At 37.3% G+C, this 16,384-nt stretch carries 21 protein-coding genes; 12 read left to right on the top strand and 9 right to left on the bottom strand.

Features of this window, described 5'->3' with window-relative positions:
* Positions 1–34: 34 nt before the first annotated feature.
* Positions 35–658 carry a CHAP domain-containing protein gene (locus tag G6N06_RS04515; protein WP_240337974.1) on the bottom strand — a complete coding sequence of 208 codons (624 nt, stop codon included), beginning with the start codon at positions 656–658 and terminating at the stop codon, positions 35–37.
* Positions 648–1,793: a cysteine desulfurase family protein gene (locus G6N06_RS04510; RefSeq protein WP_163514875.1), complete on the bottom strand. Its 1,146-nt coding sequence runs from the start codon at positions 1,791–1,793 to the stop codon at positions 648–650. Before G6N06_RS04510 ends, G6N06_RS04515 begins: the two co-directional genes overlap by 11 nt.
* 104 nt (positions 1,794–1,897) lie before the next feature.
* Here G6N06_RS04510 and G6N06_RS04505 point away from each other — a divergent pair, with 104 nt between their 5' ends.
* Complete coding sequence (locus G6N06_RS04505) at positions 1,898–2,815, top strand: hypothetical protein (RefSeq protein ID WP_163514874.1); 918 nt, start codon at positions 1,898–1,900, stop codon at positions 2,813–2,815.
* Between the two features lie 71 nt (positions 2,816–2,886).
* Here G6N06_RS04505 and G6N06_RS04500 read toward each other — a convergent pair whose 3' ends face one another.
* Positions 2,887–3,441 (bottom strand): DUF8465 domain-containing protein, encoded by a 555-nt coding sequence (locus tag G6N06_RS04500; RefSeq protein WP_163514873.1) that lies wholly within the window; start codon positions 3,439–3,441, stop codon positions 2,887–2,889.
* Positions 3,442–3,446: 5 nt separating this feature from the next.
* Entirely contained in the window at positions 3,447–3,635 is a 189-nt protein-coding gene (locus tag G6N06_RS04495; protein ID WP_240337973.1) for a hypothetical protein, read from the bottom strand.
* Positions 3,636–3,763: 128 nt separating this feature from the next.
* On the opposite strand from G6N06_RS04495, the gene G6N06_RS04490 reads away from it, so the two are divergent.
* Positions 3,764–4,063 (top strand): DUF2752 domain-containing protein, encoded by a 300-nt coding sequence (locus G6N06_RS04490; protein WP_163514872.1) that lies wholly within the window; start codon positions 3,764–3,766, stop codon positions 4,061–4,063.
* Between the two features lie 11 nt (positions 4,064–4,074).
* Positions 4,075–4,410: a CCC motif membrane protein gene (locus tag G6N06_RS04485; RefSeq protein ID WP_163514871.1), complete on the top strand. Its 336-nt coding sequence runs from the start codon at positions 4,075–4,077 to the stop codon at positions 4,408–4,410.
* A gap of 71 nt (positions 4,411–4,481) precedes the next feature.
* On the opposite strand, the gene G6N06_RS04480 is transcribed toward G6N06_RS04485, so the two are convergent.
* Both G6N06_RS04480 and rocD read right to left on the bottom strand, forming a co-directional pair.
* Positions 4,482–4,928: a DUF5362 family protein gene (locus G6N06_RS04480; protein WP_163514870.1), complete on the bottom strand. Its 447-nt coding sequence runs from the start codon at positions 4,926–4,928 to the stop codon at positions 4,482–4,484.
* A complete protein-coding gene (gene rocD / locus G6N06_RS04475; protein ID WP_163514869.1) occupies positions 4,928–6,181 on the bottom strand; it encodes an ornithine--oxo-acid transaminase in 1,254 nt (417 codons plus the stop codon). The genes G6N06_RS04480 and rocD overlap by 1 nt, the downstream gene beginning before the upstream one ends.
* Positions 6,182–6,745: 564 nt before the next feature.
* Here rocD and rlmD point away from each other — a divergent pair.
* The 4 genes from rlmD (at position 6,746) to G6N06_RS04455 (ending at position 10,101) form a co-directional block, all read left to right on the top strand.
* A complete protein-coding gene (gene rlmD / locus G6N06_RS04470) occupies positions 6,746–8,155 on the top strand; it encodes a 23S rRNA (uracil(1939)-C(5))-methyltransferase RlmD (RefSeq protein WP_163514868.1) in 1,410 nt (469 codons plus the stop codon).
* 100 nt (positions 8,156–8,255) lie between these two features.
* Positions 8,256–8,792, top strand: a complete 537-nt coding sequence (locus tag G6N06_RS04465) for a DUF6452 family protein (RefSeq protein WP_163514867.1) — start codon at positions 8,256–8,258, stop codon at positions 8,790–8,792.
* The gene (locus tag G6N06_RS04460; RefSeq protein WP_240337972.1) at positions 8,764–9,501 is read left to right on the top strand and encodes a DUF6048 family protein; all 738 of its coding nucleotides are present in this window, start codon (positions 8,764–8,766) and stop codon (positions 9,499–9,501) included. Before G6N06_RS04465 ends, G6N06_RS04460 begins: the two co-directional genes overlap by 29 nt.
* A 75-nt stretch (positions 9,502–9,576) precedes the next feature.
* Positions 9,577–10,101 (top strand): DinB family protein, encoded by a 525-nt coding sequence (locus G6N06_RS04455; protein ID WP_163514866.1) that lies wholly within the window; start codon positions 9,577–9,579, stop codon positions 10,099–10,101.
* A 33-nt stretch (positions 10,102–10,134) separates the two neighbouring features.
* Here G6N06_RS04455 and G6N06_RS04450 read toward each other — a convergent pair whose 3' ends face one another.
* A complete protein-coding gene (locus tag G6N06_RS04450) occupies positions 10,135–11,292 on the bottom strand; it encodes a THUMP domain-containing class I SAM-dependent RNA methyltransferase (RefSeq protein ID WP_163514865.1) in 1,158 nt (385 codons plus the stop codon).
* 57 nt (positions 11,293–11,349) lie between these two features.
* Between G6N06_RS04450 and G6N06_RS04445 the strand changes: the two genes are divergently transcribed.
* The 5 genes from G6N06_RS04445 to G6N06_RS04425 all read left to right on the top strand — a co-directional run bounded on the left by G6N06_RS04445 (position 11,350) and on the right by G6N06_RS04425 (position 15,041).
* Positions 11,350–12,081, top strand: coding sequence for a class I SAM-dependent methyltransferase (locus G6N06_RS04445; RefSeq protein ID WP_163514864.1), 732 nt, complete (start codon positions 11,350–11,352; stop codon positions 12,079–12,081).
* On the top strand, positions 12,078–12,752 hold the full coding sequence (locus G6N06_RS04440; protein WP_163514863.1) for a ZIP family metal transporter: 675 nt from the start codon (positions 12,078–12,080) through the stop codon (positions 12,750–12,752). The genes G6N06_RS04445 and G6N06_RS04440 overlap by 4 nt, the downstream gene beginning before the upstream one ends.
* Before the next feature lie 31 nt (positions 12,753–12,783).
* Entirely contained in the window at positions 12,784–13,212 is a 429-nt protein-coding gene (locus G6N06_RS04435; RefSeq protein ID WP_163514862.1) for a DUF4268 domain-containing protein, read from the top strand.
* Between the two features lie 252 nt (positions 13,213–13,464).
* Positions 13,465–14,277, top strand: a complete 813-nt coding sequence (locus tag G6N06_RS04430; RefSeq protein WP_163514861.1) for an amidohydrolase family protein — start codon at positions 13,465–13,467, stop codon at positions 14,275–14,277.
* A gap of 50 nt (positions 14,278–14,327) precedes the next feature.
* The gene (locus G6N06_RS04425) at positions 14,328–15,041 is read left to right on the top strand and encodes a transposase (protein ID WP_205334719.1); all 714 of its coding nucleotides are present in this window, start codon (positions 14,328–14,330) and stop codon (positions 15,039–15,041) included.
* 10 nt (positions 15,042–15,051) lie between these two features.
* Here the strand turns inward: G6N06_RS04425 and trhA are convergent, their stop codons facing one another.
* A complete protein-coding gene (gene trhA / locus G6N06_RS04420) occupies positions 15,052–15,678 on the bottom strand; it encodes a PAQR family membrane homeostasis protein TrhA (protein ID WP_163514860.1) in 627 nt (208 codons plus the stop codon).
* The gene (locus G6N06_RS04415) at positions 15,678–16,355 is read right to left on the bottom strand and encodes a DUF4294 domain-containing protein (protein WP_163514859.1); all 678 of its coding nucleotides are present in this window, start codon (positions 16,353–16,355) and stop codon (positions 15,678–15,680) included. Before G6N06_RS04415 ends, trhA begins: the two co-directional genes overlap by 1 nt.
* Between the last annotated feature and the right edge of the window lie 29 nt (positions 16,356–16,384).

Below are 16,384 nucleotides of genomic sequence, written 5' to 3'. Positions count from 1 at the left end.
GGCTGAACGAACTGCCAGGTCTACGTTCTATTTATCAATCAGTTTTTCGCAACCATCCCAAGACATTAGAATCCCCGATAGTCCATTTGTCATTTTTAAAACCTAGCTTAAATTCTTCCCTCGACTCTTTACCAACGTTCTGTTGCACCACTTCAATCGAATTTTTGTTCACTTTAGAAATGATGGCCACATGTCCGTACTGATTCAAGATAGTGCCGTCAAATACAATCAGGTCATTCACCTCGGGTTTCAATGTGCTGCCATTGGTAAATTGCACCAAATTTCTATCCTTATTCATTTGGTTATCCTTCAATGCGGGATTGAAAAAATCTTTCGCATGACCGTAGCTGTTGGGCATCTTATGATTTAAATGGTCGTAATAATAGCGTTTGACAAATTCTACACATTGCCATTTTAAACCCAGATTATAACCCTCTTTGGTTAAGTTTCGACCAGAAACATTGCCGATGTTTTTATTATAAAACACATAAACATCATTAAAAACATCCAACGTATCGCCGATTTTTTTTGCGCTATATTTTTTTGGCTTTGTTGATTCTTGATCTTGTGCCACTGGGAATTGCCCCATTGGATAGTCCTGTCCTTTTTTGCAGGACACCAAAAACAAAAGAATCAGAATATAATTGCTAATTTTCAACAAAGTCTTTTAAGGTATCAATAACATAGTCCACTTCTTCCTTCGTGTTAAAACATGAAAATGAAAATCTAACAGAAGGTTTTAAGAGGTTTTCAGCATTCAAAATTTCGGAAAGTACATGGGAGTTTTGATTGCTCCCACTCTGGCATGCAGATCCTTTAGAGCAGGCAATACCCTTTAAATCCAATTGAAAATGAAGCATCCCTCCTTTTTCAGGTGCAATTGGCAAACATACATTGATCAACGTGTAGGTACTCTCGTCCAGATTTTCGCAATTGCCATTAAATGCCATTTTTGCAGATAGGCTTTTCAATCGCTCAATGAAATATGTTTTTAATTCCAAAATCTGTGACCGCTCTTTTTCTAAATTGGCATAACTTAGTTTCAAAGCCTCTTCCATTCCAACAATATTATGAATGGATTCTGTACCAGCGCGATAACCACGCTCCTGCTCGCCTCCAAAAATTGATGCCTTGATGCCAGAACCTTTTCGGATAAAAGCAAAACCAATTCCTTTTGGCCCATGGAACTTATGGGCACTTGCCGCCAAAAAATCGATAGGAATAGCTTGTAGATCCAATTTATAATGGCCAATAGATTGCACGGTATCACTATGAAATAAAGTGTCATTCGCTTTACAAAGCTCTGCAACCTTTTTGAGATCTAGTTTATTGCCAATTTCATTGTTGACATGCATCAAGCTGACCAGTTTTTTATTTGGTGATTGCAGCAGGCGTTCAAGATCTGTTAAATCGATCATGCCATTGTCAAGTAAGTTAACGTAGGTAATGGCAATATCAAATTTCTTTTGAAGATGCTCTACTGTATGTAAGACGGCATGATGCTCCAATTTGCTGGTGATAATTTCGGTAACCCCCAAATCTCTAACAGCACTATACAAAACCAAATTATCGGCTTCCGTGCCTCCTGCAGTAAACACGATTTCTGAAGCATTGACATTGAAAAATGAAGCGATGGATTTTCTGGACCTTTCCAATAACGATTTCGCAGAACGTCCCATGCTATGCGTAGATGATGCGTTGCCATATTGTGAGCGCATAACTTCGACCATACGATCAATAACAGCATCACGGATGGGAGTAGTTGCCGCATTGTCAAAATAAACTTGTTTCATTATAAAATCCTTTCAAATCACAAAAATACTCCAAATAAAATTATTCTGAAGATGAGACGTTATAAATTCACAAATGCCGTATTTTTGTTGACAAATTGATTGAAATGCAGAAAATAATTTACTTCTTAAGTTTATGTTTGTTAGTCACTGCTTGTAACGATGGTGATATCATTGACGTGGAATTGGATTTTGACAAAACCTTATCAATATGCGAATTGAATCCGGGAAACTTCTTCTTATATGACACCAAAAAGGATCCTTCAGAGTCCTTGAGCTTAATATTTCCAAGAAACACGACTACGGAACTCATTTTCAATCCAACAGAAAATAACTACAAGGCCACTTTTGCTATCAATGGAACAAGTTCCAAGTTCAATTATAGAACCTATGACGGAAATCCTGAAGATCTACTTTGCAATTTATTACCTGATGCCGCGACCATTATCCTTAAAGATTATGCGGCGACTTCAGGCACGGTAACTACCATCACCACTTTTGTGGATGATGATGATGACGGCATCCCTGCACATATTGAAGATGCCAATTTAGATGGCGATAACAATCCTGCAACAAATCCAACCGATTCTGACGGCGATGGTATTCCTGATTATTTGGATCAAGATGATGATAATGACAATGTCTTGACTAAAAACGAAAAACATAATTACACCGAGGCCGACGGACTTTCAAAGGCACAAGACACAGACGGCGATGGTATCCCTGATTATTTAGACGATGATGATGACGGTGATGGTGTTTTAACGCGTTTAGAAGACGAAAACATGGATGGCAATCCGATGAATGACCGTGATGAAAGCTCTCCTACCCCAAGTGTTCCAAGATATCTTGACAAAGAAGCAAAGGATGTATTTAATTACCCACACTTTAATAAGAACGTGTATAAACGTACAATTACTGTTAAGTTTTATATCAGCAACGTGAATTTGGACGTCATCAGCCTAACCGAAATTGACTTTGGAACTTATACCTATAGCATTATGATAGAGAGTGAAATTGAATAGTATAATCTGAAATTTTCGATTACACCTATTTCGTAATTACACTCTCAATTAATAGTATTTAAGTTTAGGGTTTATGCATTCTGAAAAATATAGACTTCAGTAGCCCCTATTCCGTATTTCTTGAAATCGGCATCATAATGTTTGACGTTATCGTAGCGGGAAAAAAGCGTTTCCAATTCCATTTTTAACACGCCTTCCCCAACGCCATGAATAAATACAACCTTTTGAATGCGTTTGCCAATGGCAAATTCCAACTGTCTTTTGGCGGTATCCAATTGTAAGGTTAACATGTCATAATTGGATAGGTTTCGCTGGTTATCGGTTAAATTATGAATATGCAAATCGACTTCCATAGCCGGCTGATTCCGGTCTTTTGGTTTTACCCTAACAGATTTACGCTTGGTATGCTGTTCTTTTTCAGAAAGCACTTCACTAAAGGAATGCTCAGAAAAAACACGGGATTTCAAATTGTCCTTTTCGTTTAATTTGAGTAATTCATTCTCCTGGAAATCTAAAAAAAAGCCGTCATCGGTTTCAATAAAAACCGTGTTTCCCTCAATTTTCGAGATCTTTCCCGAAAAGGCTTCATCCAAGACTGCAACTTTATCTCCTACTTTTAAATTCATAGCTATTAGTCATTTTCAGAAGGTGTATCTTCATCATTTTTACTAGGTATATTTCTTGATATGCGGTATACCCCAATCATCAAAACAGCAATACCTCCAATAAGCACATATTGGTTTTGATCCATTCCGGCTTTGGCATAAACGGCAATAATTCCGCCAATAATTATCAATAAAAGATTTAATACTCTGGACATGCTCATAGGTTGCTCACTTTTATAGGGAACAACGAAATTAATCATTTAGAATCAAAATGATGTTGGATTTAGCAAATCTAAGCTAAAAAATAAACTATGAAAATTCCATTCTTTTTATACATTTGTCTATGGCTTTTCTTAACCTTATCAAACTTGAAGATTTCTTGTTGCCTTGTCTCAACAAACAACTCTTTGGTATAGAGTGTTTGGGTTGTGGCATTCAGCGCGCCACCGTTCTATTTTTTAAAGGGGATTTTTTAATGGCTTTTAAAATGTATCCCGCCATTTACACACTTCTTTTATTGACGGTTTTTCTTATATTTAACCTGTTTGTTAGATTCAAATATGACTATACCATTAAAATGGGTTTGATCTTTTTGAATGTAGGCATTGTAGTCATCAGTTATTTTATTAAAATCATCCACTAAAAACCAACCACATGGAAAAACAACAATTACCCAATGCAACGCTCATTTTAGTTTTCGGAATTTTATCTATAGTCACTTGCTGCTGTTATGGTATCATTGGTTTACCCCTTGGCATTATTGCTTTGGTGCTTGCCAACAAAGCAACTAAACTTTATACAGAAAGCCCGGAAAACTATACTGGATTTCAAAACGTGAAAACCGGAAAAATTCTTGCTATTATTGGTATCATATTAAATGGTATCTACTTAATTTATGCTATTTGGCTGTTCTCTACCGTTGGTATGGAAGGCATTCAAAGCATGCAGGAAGAGTTCATGAAAGGCCTTAATCAAGGGATGGCAGAATAATATCCCTTTCAATATACAAAAAGCGGCCTAATATTAATTTAGCCGCTTTTTTTTATTCAATGCTCAGCAACTTACATCGCTCGTGCGATCATTGCTAAAACAAAAATCAGGACATAGATACTGATAATAACGATTGTAAAGATTCCGATAAATTTATAATGCGATTTCAGGTTAGAAAAAGCAGCGGTCAATTCGTCATTATTATTGGAACTCAAAGCACTTTTCATTTTTCTTGAAAAATTAAAGAGATACAGTACCGGGAAAAAGTAAAACAATGCTATGACCACATAAATCATCCCAAAATAAGACATATCTACACCTAAGCCAGCATACGGGTTTCCGCCTGGCATGAGATTCAACGCTAAACTAAAAAACAGTCCACCAAGGATCATCAATCCAATACCTATAAACCCCAGAATTGAGAGAAAATACGTCCAAGTTGACGTTTCCTTTAAAAACCCTAAGATGGCGGGTGGAAGATTCAATTCAAAAGTTTCAAAAGCCGATTTTTCTTCCATTATTTCTTATTAGGTTCAAATTGTTTCAACGTTTTTATGATGATCCCAACGCATTCTAAAAGTTGCTGCTCGTTCATGACCAAAGGCGGCGCAAAACGAATGATGTTTCCATGGGTCGGTTTAGCCAAGAGCCCGTTATCTCGAAGCGCCAAACAGATGTTCCAAGCGGTATCACCATCTTCACTGTCATTAATCACCACAGCGTTGAGCAATCCTTTCCCTCTCACCAATTTGGCAATTGAGCTTTTTTGGATATAAGAATCCAATTCACTTCTAAAAATCCGTCCTAGTTTTTCAGCGTTTTCAGCCAAATTTTCTTCTTTAATGACCTCCAAGGCGGCTATAGCCACTGCAGCGGCCACTGGGTTTCCTCCAAATGTACTGCCATGGCTGCCAGGCTGGATAACTCCCATTATTGAATCAGAGGCCAACACGGCACTTACGGGGTAGGCACCACCGCTCAAAGCTTTTCCTAAAATCAGGATGTCTGGTTTTACATTTTCGTGATCTACCGCTAAAAGTTTTCCTGTTCTCCCGATTCCTGTCTGCACTTCGTCAGCCATAAACAGAACATTGTACTTTTCACACAATGCTTTCGCCTTTGCCAAATACCCTTCACTCGGAACATAAACACCAGCTTCACCCTGAATTGGCTCCACCAAAAATCCGGCAACATTTGGGTTGCTTTTTAGAGTACTTTCCAATTCCTGCAAATTATCATACTCAATTTTTATAAAGCCTTCCGTAAATGGACCGAAATTTTTGCGTGCAATGGGATCATTTGAGAATGAAATAATGGTCGTCGTTCTTCCGTGGAAGTTATTTCTACAAACAATAATCTCCACTTGTTGGTCGGCAATACCCTTTACTTCATAAGCCCATTTTCTACAAATCTTAAGCGCCGTCTCTACAGCTTCTGCACCGGTATTCATGGGCAACACTTTGTCATACCCGAAATATTTTGTTGCGTAAGCTTCAAACTTCCCCAAAACATCATTGTAGAAGGCGCGTGAGGTTAAGGTCAGGGTTCGTGCCTGATTTACCATGGCATCAACAATCTTCGGATGACAATGCCCCTGGTTGACGGCAGAATAAGCAGAGAGGAAATCATAATATTGTTTTCCCTCAACATCCCAAACATGCACCCCTTCTCCCCTACTCAATACTACTGGAAGTGGATGGTAATTATGTGCACCATACTTGTTTTCTAAATCTATCGCTTGTTGCGAAGTTAATTGATCTAATACAGCCATTTTATAAGAATTTACAGTTTCATGCCTTAAAAAGACACGGTTTGACATCATTTAGAGCGATGCAAACATTAATAATTAAATCTCGCTAATCGAGCAAAATAACCATTCCTACTGTACCTTTATTCTTTCGAAATCCCGATAGATATCGGGACGAAAAAGCAGCGTGGGAGAGAAATCATCCCTAAGGACTCGCAAATTAGCAAATATTTAAACCTCCTAAAAATTTTTCAACTGATTTCACAACGAAATTTACAAAATAATGGTCATACAACTGAGGGACTTCTGTATAACCAAAAATTGGTTATAAAATCGACAACTATAGTTTAGTTTCGACCGTGATAAGCAGTTAACGACTCTTCGATAAGTGGGGCTATTCCGATATGCAAAATGGGCTGATTTCACTTTCAGTAGTTGGATTTCCAACCCGAATAAAGCAAGGTCACCTTAATGGCTATCAGGACAACCATCAAAACTTAATGCACTTTGTTTTCAAATTTTTGGGTTCACTAATAAAATCGCGATACGTAATTCGTAAATCGCAATTGGTTTCACTATTTTTGCGACATGGGACGAAGAAATAGAAAACAAATCTTTGAGAATGTTGTGGTCGTTGATGCTGGAGCCAAAGGTAAATCAGTAGCCAAAGCTCCGGACGGTGCCGTTATTTTCATGCAAAACGTGGTACCGGGTGATATTGTGGACGTAGAAACCTTTAAAAAACGGAAATCGTTTTACGAAGGAAATGCTATCAAATTCCACGAGTACTCCAATAAGCGTACCGAACCTAAATGTCAACATTTTGGTGTTTGTGGTGGATGCAAGTGGCAAGATATGGGCTATGAACACCAATTATTTTATAAGCAAAAGGAAGTTGAAAACAACCTTAGACGAATCGGTCATTTGGAACTACCCCCTGTAACTCCAATTTTAGGATCTGCAAAGGACTATTTCTATAGAAATAAAATGGAGTTTTCTTTCAGCGACAGCCGCTGGTTAACTTTGGATGAAATTCGTTCCAATGAGGATGTTGGCGATAAAAATGCGCTTGGTTTTCATATTCCTGGAATGTGGGATAAAATTCTTGACATTGAAAAATGCTGGCTTCAGGCAGATCCTTCCAATGACATTAGAAATTCAGTCAAAGAATTTGCGATTAAAAACGGACTCGAATTTTTTAATACCCGTAATCAAACCGGTTTTTTGAGAACATTGATGATTCGCACCTCATCCACCGGGGATATTATGGTGCTTTTTCAATTCTTCAAAGAGGACAAAGAGAACCGCGAACTACTATTGAATTATATAGGTGATAAATTCCCGGAAATCACCTCTTTATTATACGTCATTAATGGTAAAGCGAACGATACCATATATGATCAGGAAGTGCTTTGTTTTAAAGGACAAGATCACATCTTTGAGGAAATGGAAGGTCTGAAATTTAAAATAAATGCCAAATCCTTTTATCAAACCAATTCAGACCAAGCCTATGAGCTGTATAAAATAACTCGCGACTTTGCCAATTTAAAAGGTGATGAACTCGTTTACGATTTATATACAGGAACTGGAACCATTGCTCAATTTGTAGCCAAAAACGCTAAAAAAGTAATTGGTGTTGAATCTGTTCCCGATGCCATAGCAGCCGCCAAGCAAAACGCACAATTAAATGGAATTGACAACGTTGAGTTTTATGTGGGCGATATGAAAAATGTGTTCAATAGTGATTTTATTAATGAGCATGGACAGCCAGATGTGATTATTACAGATCCACCACGTGACGGAATGCATAAAGATGTAGTGCAACAAATACTAAATGTCGCACCAGATAGAGTGGTATATGTAAGCTGCAACAGCGCAACCCAAGCTAGAGATTTAGAATTGATGGACACCATTTATAAAGTGACCAAAGTTCAGCCGGTGGATATGTTTCCACAAACACATCACGTCGAAAATGTTGTACTTTTGGAAAAAAGATAAGGCGCTTGATGATTGATGATTGTTGATTGATGATTGTTGATTTTCAATACGTCATTTAAGCAAGAAACAACTGAAACCTAAAACCTGAAACAAAATAAACTTGAAACTGATAAAAGCCCATCAATACATTAAAACTCTATGTTCTCTTCTCATAATCCTGAGCTTATGGAGTTGTGAGCGTGATGATATATGTGCCGCTACCACACCTACAACACCACATTTGATCATTCGTTTTTATAATATCAATGCAATCGAGGAAACAAAAACTGTTAGACGAATGGATGTTACTGCTGAAAACAATCCAAATTATATTGTCAATGATAAAACTATTGACTCCATTGTGCTGCCTCTAAGAGTGGATGCCTTGGACATAATGAACACCTCGCGGTTTGTGCTTACAAAAGATAGAGATTATGATTTGGATGACGACCCTAACACGGCTTCCAATGCTGATATTATTGAAGTGAATTACACGCCAGAACTTATATACGTTTCAAGGGCCTGCGGATACAAAAGCGTATTCAATAATCTTAGCGCCAATCGTGAAACCGACCCTAACAACTGGATCATAAATATTGAAGTTATTAAAGACACCATAAACAATGAAAATGCAGCGCATATCAACATTTATCATTAGTCTGATTGTCTTGATGGTGTTGCCACTAACATCATTGGCACAAGAAGTCCAAGAAAAAAATGTTAACGACACCATTGTGGTCAAACAGAAATACGGCCTGCGTCTCGGCGGCGACATTGGTAGATTGGCACGCTCCTTCATAGGTGATGACTATACTGGTTTTGAAATTTCCGGCGATTACCGACTGACCCAAAAATTATATTTAGCGGGAGAATTGGGAACTGAAGAGAATACTATAAGAAACGACTATTTGGATGTCACCTCAAAAGGCAGCTATTTTAAAGCTGGTATAGACTACAACCTTTATCGAAATTGGCTCGACATGGAAAACCTTATCTACACTGGAATGAGGGTTGGTGTCAGCACATTCAGCCAAAAGCTAAACCGCTATACCATATATACGACAGATCAATATTATGACACCCCTTTTACTTCCACTGATCCACAAGAATTTAAAGGATTATCTGCAATTTGGGCAGAATTGATCGTTGGCATCAAAGCCGAAGTTGTCACCAATTTGTTTGTTGGCATCAATGCACAGCTTAAAGGTTTGGTGACCGAAGATCAACCTACAAATTTTGAAAATTTATTTATTCCTGGATTTAATAGAACTTTTGATAGCGGCCGATTCGGTTTCGGATTTGGTTATAATGTATCCTATTTGATCCCTATCTATAAGAAAAATAAGAAAATTGCGGTAGAGGACTAATTCGACATAAATACTTTCTGCTTGCCATTCATTTTATAAAATAATTTATTAACTTTTGCATACTAATTCCAACGTATGCACAAAGATGAGATCGCCGATTTATTAGAACAAAAATATCATGCTCTGATCACTTGGTTGCAAGTTCAAGATAATGAAAAATGGACACAAGGGCCCGAAGGCAAATGGACTACAAGTCAGCAAGCCTTACATTTATTGCAAAGCATCAAGCCTTTAAATGACATCTTGAGCATGCCCAGGTTTTTTTTCAAATATGCCTTCGGAAAAAACACGCGCGATTTACATGATTATGATACGATTATTAAGGATTATCAAAAAATCCTTAAAGAAAGTAAAGACTATACATTTAAGTCTTCTAAAAACATGAAGGTTCCAAAATTGAAGGATAAAACCTATATTTTGAACCGTCTTCAGGTAGAAAGCAAGAAACTGCAATACAAGACCAGAAGAATATCTGATAAAAATTTAGACACATTGGTGTTGCCACATCCCTTAATGGGAAAAATGCCAATCAGGGAAATTCTAATGTGGACCGCATATCATGTGGAGCATCATACGAAGACACTTCAGAAATATTACTAATTTTCAGAATTCGGAATGCATTTCAAAGGAAGTTTAATCCATGTACTTCCCTTTTTTGCTGCCTTCGTAAATTTCATATTTCACTAATCTCGCTTCCAATTTCGCATTGACCAGATGAATTTTCCGGGAAGGTCTTAAGCCCACATGTTTCAATGCGTCAAGATTTGAGGTTATAAACCACGCATCAGTTCCCGGATAATTTTGTTTTAAGGTATCACCGATATTTTTATAAAACGATTCCATTTCTATATCCAGACGCTCACCATACGGCGGATTGAACACCATGTGCAACTTCTCGTCTCCTGCTTTCTGGGTCTTGAAGAAATCTTCATGCCTTACTTCAACAAAATCTTCCAGTTGTGCATTTTTGATGTTTTCTTTTGCTTTTTCTACCGCACTTGGCGACTTGTCATAACCAATAATCCGATGATGAAAATCTCTGGTTTTCTTCAAGAGTGATTCCTCTATTTTTTCAAACAAATCTACATCCCAATCCTGCCAACGCTCAAAGGCAAACTCCTTTCGCATTAGATTTGGGGGAATATTACAGGCAATCATTGCTGCCTCGGCCAAAATAGTTCCACTTCCGCACATGGGGTCCATAAAATTGGTTTGGCCATCCCAACCAGACAACATAACCAGCCCTGCGGCCAACACTTCATTGATAGGCGCAATATTCGTCGCAATTTTATAACCTCGTTTATGTAAAGAATCTCCTGATGAATCTAATGAAACATTACACATATTTCTATCAATATGCACGTTGATTTTTAAATCTGGAAATTTAAGGTCTACATTCGGGCGTTCACCCGAAGTATCTCTAAATTTGTCAACCACAGCATCTTTTGTTTTTTGTGCTATATAAAGAGAATGTGTAAACAGATGTGAATGCACAGTAGCATCAACTGCTAAGGTCCCTGTGGGTTTAAGATGCTGTTCCCAATTAATTTTATAGATCTGATCGTAGAGGTCCTTTTCATTGTTGACTCTGAAGCTATGAATGGGTTTTAATATTTTAATGGCCGTACGCAAACCCAAGTTGGCTTTATACATAAACCCTTTGTCGCCAACAAAGCTCACGTTTCTAACACCAGTTTTCACATCTTGGGCTCCCAACTGGGTCAACTCCTTTGCAAGTAAATCCTCAAAACCAAATAAGGTTTTGGCAACCATATTAAAATTATTATCCATTATTCTCCTGATATAGATTGCAAAAATAAAGTATTTTTGCAGTCAGACGAATTTATAATGACAAAAGACACAATGCAGTGGTATGCCTCATGGTTCAATACCCCTTATTATCATATTCTTTACGCCGATAGAGATCACGCAGAAGCTCATCAATTTATGGATAACCTCACCCAGTATTTGAATCTGCCGGAAGGTGGAAAAATACTCGATCTTGCATGTGGGAAAGGACGTCATTCCATATATCTCAACTCATTGGGATATGATGTTACTGGCGTTGACCTATCAGAAAACAGTATCGCGTATGCCAAGAAATACGAAAATGAAACACTTCACTTTGAGGTGCATGATATGTGCAAACCCTATAACGAGAAGTTTGATGCCGTATTTAATCTTTTTACCAGTTTTGGCTATTTTGATCGATCAGAAGACAACTTGAATACCTTAAAAGCCATTAAGGCAGATTTAAATGAATCGGGATTCGGAGTCATTGATTTTATGAATGCCGATTTTGTGATTGAAAATTTAGTGCCTGAAGATGTCAAGACGATTGGCGGTATTGATTTTTATCAGAAAAGATATGTTGAAGACAACCATATTATCAAAGATATCAGTTTCACTGATCAAGGAAAAACCTACAACTATCAAGAGCGCGTTAAAGCAAAGACATTATCCGATTTTGAGGAGCTTTTTGAACAAGCTGGTATTTATTTGTTAGATATTTTTGGCGATTACAAATTACGGAAATTTCATAAAAGCACTTCAGAACGATTAATCATGATCTTCAAATGAAGCAGTATTTTTTACCTTTCTTAGCAGTTATTATTGGTGTTTTATTGGTGCTGATATTCAAGCATAAAAAGTCCAATTACACTAAATTCCTATTATCATTCAGCGGCGCATTTTTATTGGCTTTGACGCTTTTTGATTTATTGCCTGAGGTATATGAGCATTTAGATGCCAAGCAAACTGGGTTGTTCATTATGCTGGGCATTCTTTTGCAAATTTTATTGGAGTTTTTCTCTAAAGGTGCAGAACATGGCCATGTTCATGTCCATAAACACGAAACAGGATTCCCATGGGTGTTGTTCATCAGTTTATGTATCCACAGTTTTCTGGAAGGTTTTCCAATCCATCAACATAATGATATGGTCTATGGTGTTCTCATCCATAAAATCCCTATTGCGGCGTTGATCACCACCTATCTGGTTGAGTCAAAGTTCACATTGAGACAAATTGTTGGGTTTCTCGTCATTTTTGCACTTATGACACCAACGGGGACCTTAGTATCGAATACCGTACCTTTTGTGGGAGATTATTTATTCTTCATCAATGCAATTGTAATTGGTATCTTTTTTCATATTTCAACAGTCATTTTGTTTGAAAGCAACGAAAACCACAGATTCAACCTTACAAAACTGATACTCATTGCATTGGGGATTTTGGTGGCGTATTTAATTTAAGGAAAAGACTGATGACTGATGACTGAAAAACATGTTTAGCAAAGAAGAATCAAGAAAATTAAGAGAAGAATTTTGGATCAGTTTCGGAAAATCATTCCCTCGAAAATGGATCCTTTATGACACCAGACTGAAAGGACTGTCTTTCAAATTCCATTTTGACACTAAATTGGCATTAGTTGCCCTAGACCTTGAAGATGATTTGGAAAACCGAATTAAATTTTGGGATAAATTACAATCCCTGAAGGTAATCTTGACCGACGATTATTTGCCTGATGCGATTTTTGAAGAAGAGTATTACCTAGAAAACGGCAAAGAAATCTCCAGAATCTACCTCAAATTGAATCAAAGAGTTTCCATTCACAATAAAAATTGCTGGAAAGAGGTTATGGAGTTTTTTATTGAAAAAATGACCCTGTTTGAAGCGTTTTTTGAAGATTATAAAGATTTTATAGATTCATAATCGGCAGTTATCAGTGGCTACAAAAGTATAATTTGAAGAATAAAATCTTTGAATTATTAAGGGTCCAACACGATTTGTGGTCTTAGCGGATTATTTAAAACAGAGCAAATTCTGACACCCAACAAAATGTCTCATCAAAATGCGACTAAATACAACTCACTGCATACTGCTTAATGAATACTGAACACCAAACTTGTCCAGTTCCCATTATTTCTCGATATTGTTAACCTCACCAAAAAATAAAAAAACACTATGATTATAGACGTCCATACCCATATCAATAATTACCATGAAGATCGCGTTGTTTCTTTAGAAGACTGTCTCAATAAGCTAACAGATACCATGGAAGAAAATAAGGTGGATTATTCATTGGTATTGTCGTCTTACAAAGTAAATGAACACAGACCAAGCACCAGAAAGGTAGTTGAGGCCATTAGCGACAGGAACAATCTTGGTGTTGTGGCGGGAGTGAGCTATTTAAATTACGATTATAGGGACTTACGTGAACTCAGCGAGTTTCTTGACGCTGGACTCATTAAAGGTCTGAAATTCTACCCAGGATATGAACCTTTTTACCCTAATGATATCAGATTTAAGGTCATGTACGATATGGCCATGGAGTTTGACGTCCCGGTGATGTTTCACTCTGGTGATACTTATGCGCCAAATGGAAAAATAAAATACTCCCACCCCATCCATATTGATGATTTAGCAGTTGATTATCCCGATTTAAAAATTGTGATATGCCATGTTGGAAGCCCATGGATTAAGGATTGCATGGAGATAGTCTACAAAAACAAGAATGTGCATGCCGATATATCCGGATTGACCTTAGGTGATTTTTCAGATAAATTTGAGCGCTATATGAAAAAGGAAATTGAAGAAATGATCATCTATGCCGGCGATCCGAAATATCTACTTTATGGTACCGATTGGCCCATTAGCAATATGAAATCCTATCTCCGATTTATGAACCAATTGGAATTGGATGAGGATAAGAAAGAGCTGATAATGTGGAAGAATGCTGCAGAATTGTTTAAGATTGATGTGAGCAAATTGGGTTGATATATTCGGAATAATGTGATAGCTTTAAATGAAATTATACCCCACAAAAAATGGCTGATAAATTTCAAAATAAATATCGCATTCCTTCTGCACGTTTGCAAACTTGGGATTATCGCTGGCAAGGGGCCTATTTCATAACCATCTGCACAAAAAATAGGGCGCATTATTTTGGAAGCGTCGTCAACAACAAAATGGAATTATCCAATGTTGGTGTACTTGCTGATGTATTTTGGCACGAAATAAAAAACCACTCCAAAAATATAACTTTGGGCGAATTTATTGTGATGCCCAATCATATTCATGGCATTTTGATAATTAATGTGGATCCTGATACCACTTCGAATTCTCGGGATTCAAATCAAATTCCTATTGAAATTGATGATGGGAATTTAACGGATGCTCCCAATCGCCTTGATGATGCAAATCGCCTTGATGTTGCAAATTCAATTCATGATCGCATCCCAGTACAGACAAGGCATGCCTTGTCGCTCCCCGATGCGAATGAATATCCCAATGCGCATGAAAATCCCCAAAAATCCATCGGCCAAACCCGATTTCGCAACCCTGGAAAAAACTCCATCTCCTCAATCATTGGGGGCTATAATTCTGCCGTGACGAAACATGCCAACCGCCTAAACCTGGATTTTGGATGGCAAACCCGATTCTATGATCACATTATCAGAAATGAAAAGGCATTCAATATCATTTCAAATTATATCAAAAACAATCCCAAAAAATGGGGAGAAGATAAATTTCGCTATTAAGGATACCATTTTAAAGGATATATAAGAAAATCATTAAATAATGACAGATAGCACCTCCAAGGACAAATAAATGCCAGATGACATGATTATACGGAATTTTATGAACGGCATAAAAAACAATCCCTAAAGTATAAAATGCGCCTCCCGCAATAAACAGAATTAAACCATTAAGTCCGATCGATTCTGAGAGATTGGAAAAATCGAAAATAATCAACCAACCCATTACCAAATACAATAGGGTTGAAAAAATCTCGAATTTTCCGGTGAAGAACAATTTCAGGATCATTCCAAATCCTGCTATTGCCCACACACTCCAAAACAACGGCCATCCCAAGCTATTGTTAAGCGCAATTAAAGTAACTGGCGTATAGGTTCCAGCAATTAAAAGATAAATACTGATGTGGTCAACAATCCTAAAATAATGCTTTCGTCGTTCACCTGAAACCGAATGGTAAATGGCAGATGCAGAAAACAAAACAATGATGGAAACACCATAAATGATTACGCTAATCAAGCTCCAATCTGTTTTGTGTTCCTTATAGCTAATTAATAAGATTAGCCCAGCAATTCCTAACAGCGCACCAAAGCCGTGGGTCCATGCATTAAGTTTTTCCTCAAAATCCGATTGTAAGCGCATTAATTTTTAATGGTTTTGCCGGCCCATTTATTGGTGAGCTCAAAATAATCGATAGGAAATGCTGATTTCTGACGGTCCAATTGTCCACTTTGAAAAGCACGCTCCAAAATGTCTTCTATCAAATAATCTTCACTCACATCCAAAGGGTTAAATTGTTCCTTCAGTGAAATATCAAACAATTTTGCGGTATTGTTAAACCAAAACGCACGCCAGCCACTCCTCAATTCCTGAATCAACTGAAACGTTGTTTTTCCTGTTTGACGATGAATCAGTTTGACGAGAATCTGACCTTCCTTTCTGGTCAGCTTTTTGAGTTCCTCCGAAAATTCATCTTCAATATATCTTTGGATAATTTTGGCATATCTACGTTTCTCACTTTTACGTTCCAGAGTTTCCAAACGCTTGTTAAGTTCTACCAAACGCTCAGCCGCTAGCTTTGCATAAGGATATACCTTAATGGTTCTTCGCTTCAAAATCAAATAGCGAATGCGATCATCCCTATTGTCAAATTTCAATTTACTTAATACCAAGACAGCATCCAAATCGATAGTTGATACAGGTATGGAATCACCATCAATAAAATAATATTCCACCACAGTAGAATCTTTCTCAACAGGATCAACTTGGGCAAATACCAACAGGGGTAAAAAAACAAAAATGTAGGTTATCAACTTCATTGGTGCAATAGCGCTAAAATCATCCCAAA

It is taken from the genome of Gelidibacter japonicus, from assembly GCF_010725055.1.
Taxonomy (GTDB): Bacteria; Bacteroidota; Bacteroidia; order Flavobacteriales; family Flavobacteriaceae; genus Gelidibacter; species Gelidibacter japonicus.
The sequence above is the reverse complement of the archived record's forward strand: the minus strand, read 5'-3'. Positions and strand labels throughout refer to the sequence as shown.

Excerpts from the sequence above, each read along its gene's own strand:
- G6N06_RS04510 (WP_163514875.1), bottom strand. The coding sequence starts at position 1,793 with ATGAAACAAGTTTATTTTGACAATGCGGCAACTACTCCCATCCGTGAT.
- G6N06_RS04505 (WP_163514874.1), top strand. The coding sequence starts at position 1,898 with ATGCAGAAAATAATTTACTTCTTAAGTTTATGTTTGTTAGTCACTGCT.
- G6N06_RS04500 (WP_163514873.1), bottom strand. The coding sequence starts at position 3,441 with ATGAATTTAAAAGTAGGAGATAAAGTTGCAGTCTTGGATGAAGCCTTT.
- G6N06_RS04495 (WP_240337973.1), bottom strand. The coding sequence starts at position 3,635 with ATGTCCAGAGTATTAAATCTTTTATTGATAATTATTGGCGGAATTATT.
- G6N06_RS04490 (WP_163514872.1), top strand. The coding sequence starts at position 3,764 with ATGGCTTTTCTTAACCTTATCAAACTTGAAGATTTCTTGTTGCCTTGT.
- G6N06_RS04485 (WP_163514871.1), top strand. The coding sequence starts at position 4,075 with ATGGAAAAACAACAATTACCCAATGCAACGCTCATTTTAGTTTTCGGA.
- G6N06_RS04480 (WP_163514870.1), bottom strand. The coding sequence starts at position 4,928 with ATGGAAGAAAAATCGGCTTTTGAAACTTTTGAATTGAATCTTCCACCC.
- rocD (WP_163514869.1), bottom strand. The coding sequence starts at position 6,181 with ATGGCTGTATTAGATCAATTAACTTCGCAACAAGCGATAGATTTAGAA.
- rlmD (WP_163514868.1), top strand. The coding sequence starts at position 6,746 with ATGGGACGAAGAAATAGAAAACAAATCTTTGAGAATGTTGTGGTCGTT.
- G6N06_RS04460 (WP_240337972.1), top strand. The coding sequence starts at position 8,764 with ATGCAGCGCATATCAACATTTATCATTAGTCTGATTGTCTTGATGGTG.
- G6N06_RS04455 (WP_163514866.1), top strand. The coding sequence starts at position 9,577 with ATGCACAAAGATGAGATCGCCGATTTATTAGAACAAAAATATCATGCT.
- G6N06_RS04450 (WP_163514865.1), bottom strand. The coding sequence starts at position 11,292 with ATGGATAATAATTTTAATATGGTTGCCAAAACCTTATTTGGTTTTGAG.
- G6N06_RS04445 (WP_163514864.1), top strand. The coding sequence starts at position 11,350 with ATGACAAAAGACACAATGCAGTGGTATGCCTCATGGTTCAATACCCCT.
- G6N06_RS04440 (WP_163514863.1), top strand. The coding sequence starts at position 12,078 with ATGAAGCAGTATTTTTTACCTTTCTTAGCAGTTATTATTGGTGTTTTA.
- G6N06_RS04435 (WP_163514862.1), top strand. The coding sequence starts at position 12,784 with ATGTTTAGCAAAGAAGAATCAAGAAAATTAAGAGAAGAATTTTGGATC.
- G6N06_RS04430 (WP_163514861.1), top strand. The coding sequence starts at position 13,465 with ATGATTATAGACGTCCATACCCATATCAATAATTACCATGAAGATCGC.
- G6N06_RS04425 (WP_205334719.1), top strand. The coding sequence starts at position 14,328 with ATGGCTGATAAATTTCAAAATAAATATCGCATTCCTTCTGCACGTTTG.
- trhA (WP_163514860.1), bottom strand. The coding sequence starts at position 15,678 with ATGCGCTTACAATCGGATTTTGAGGAAAAACTTAATGCATGGACCCAC.
- G6N06_RS04415 (WP_163514859.1), bottom strand. The coding sequence starts at position 16,355 with ATGAAGTTGATAACCTACATTTTTGTTTTTTTACCCCTGTTGGTATTT.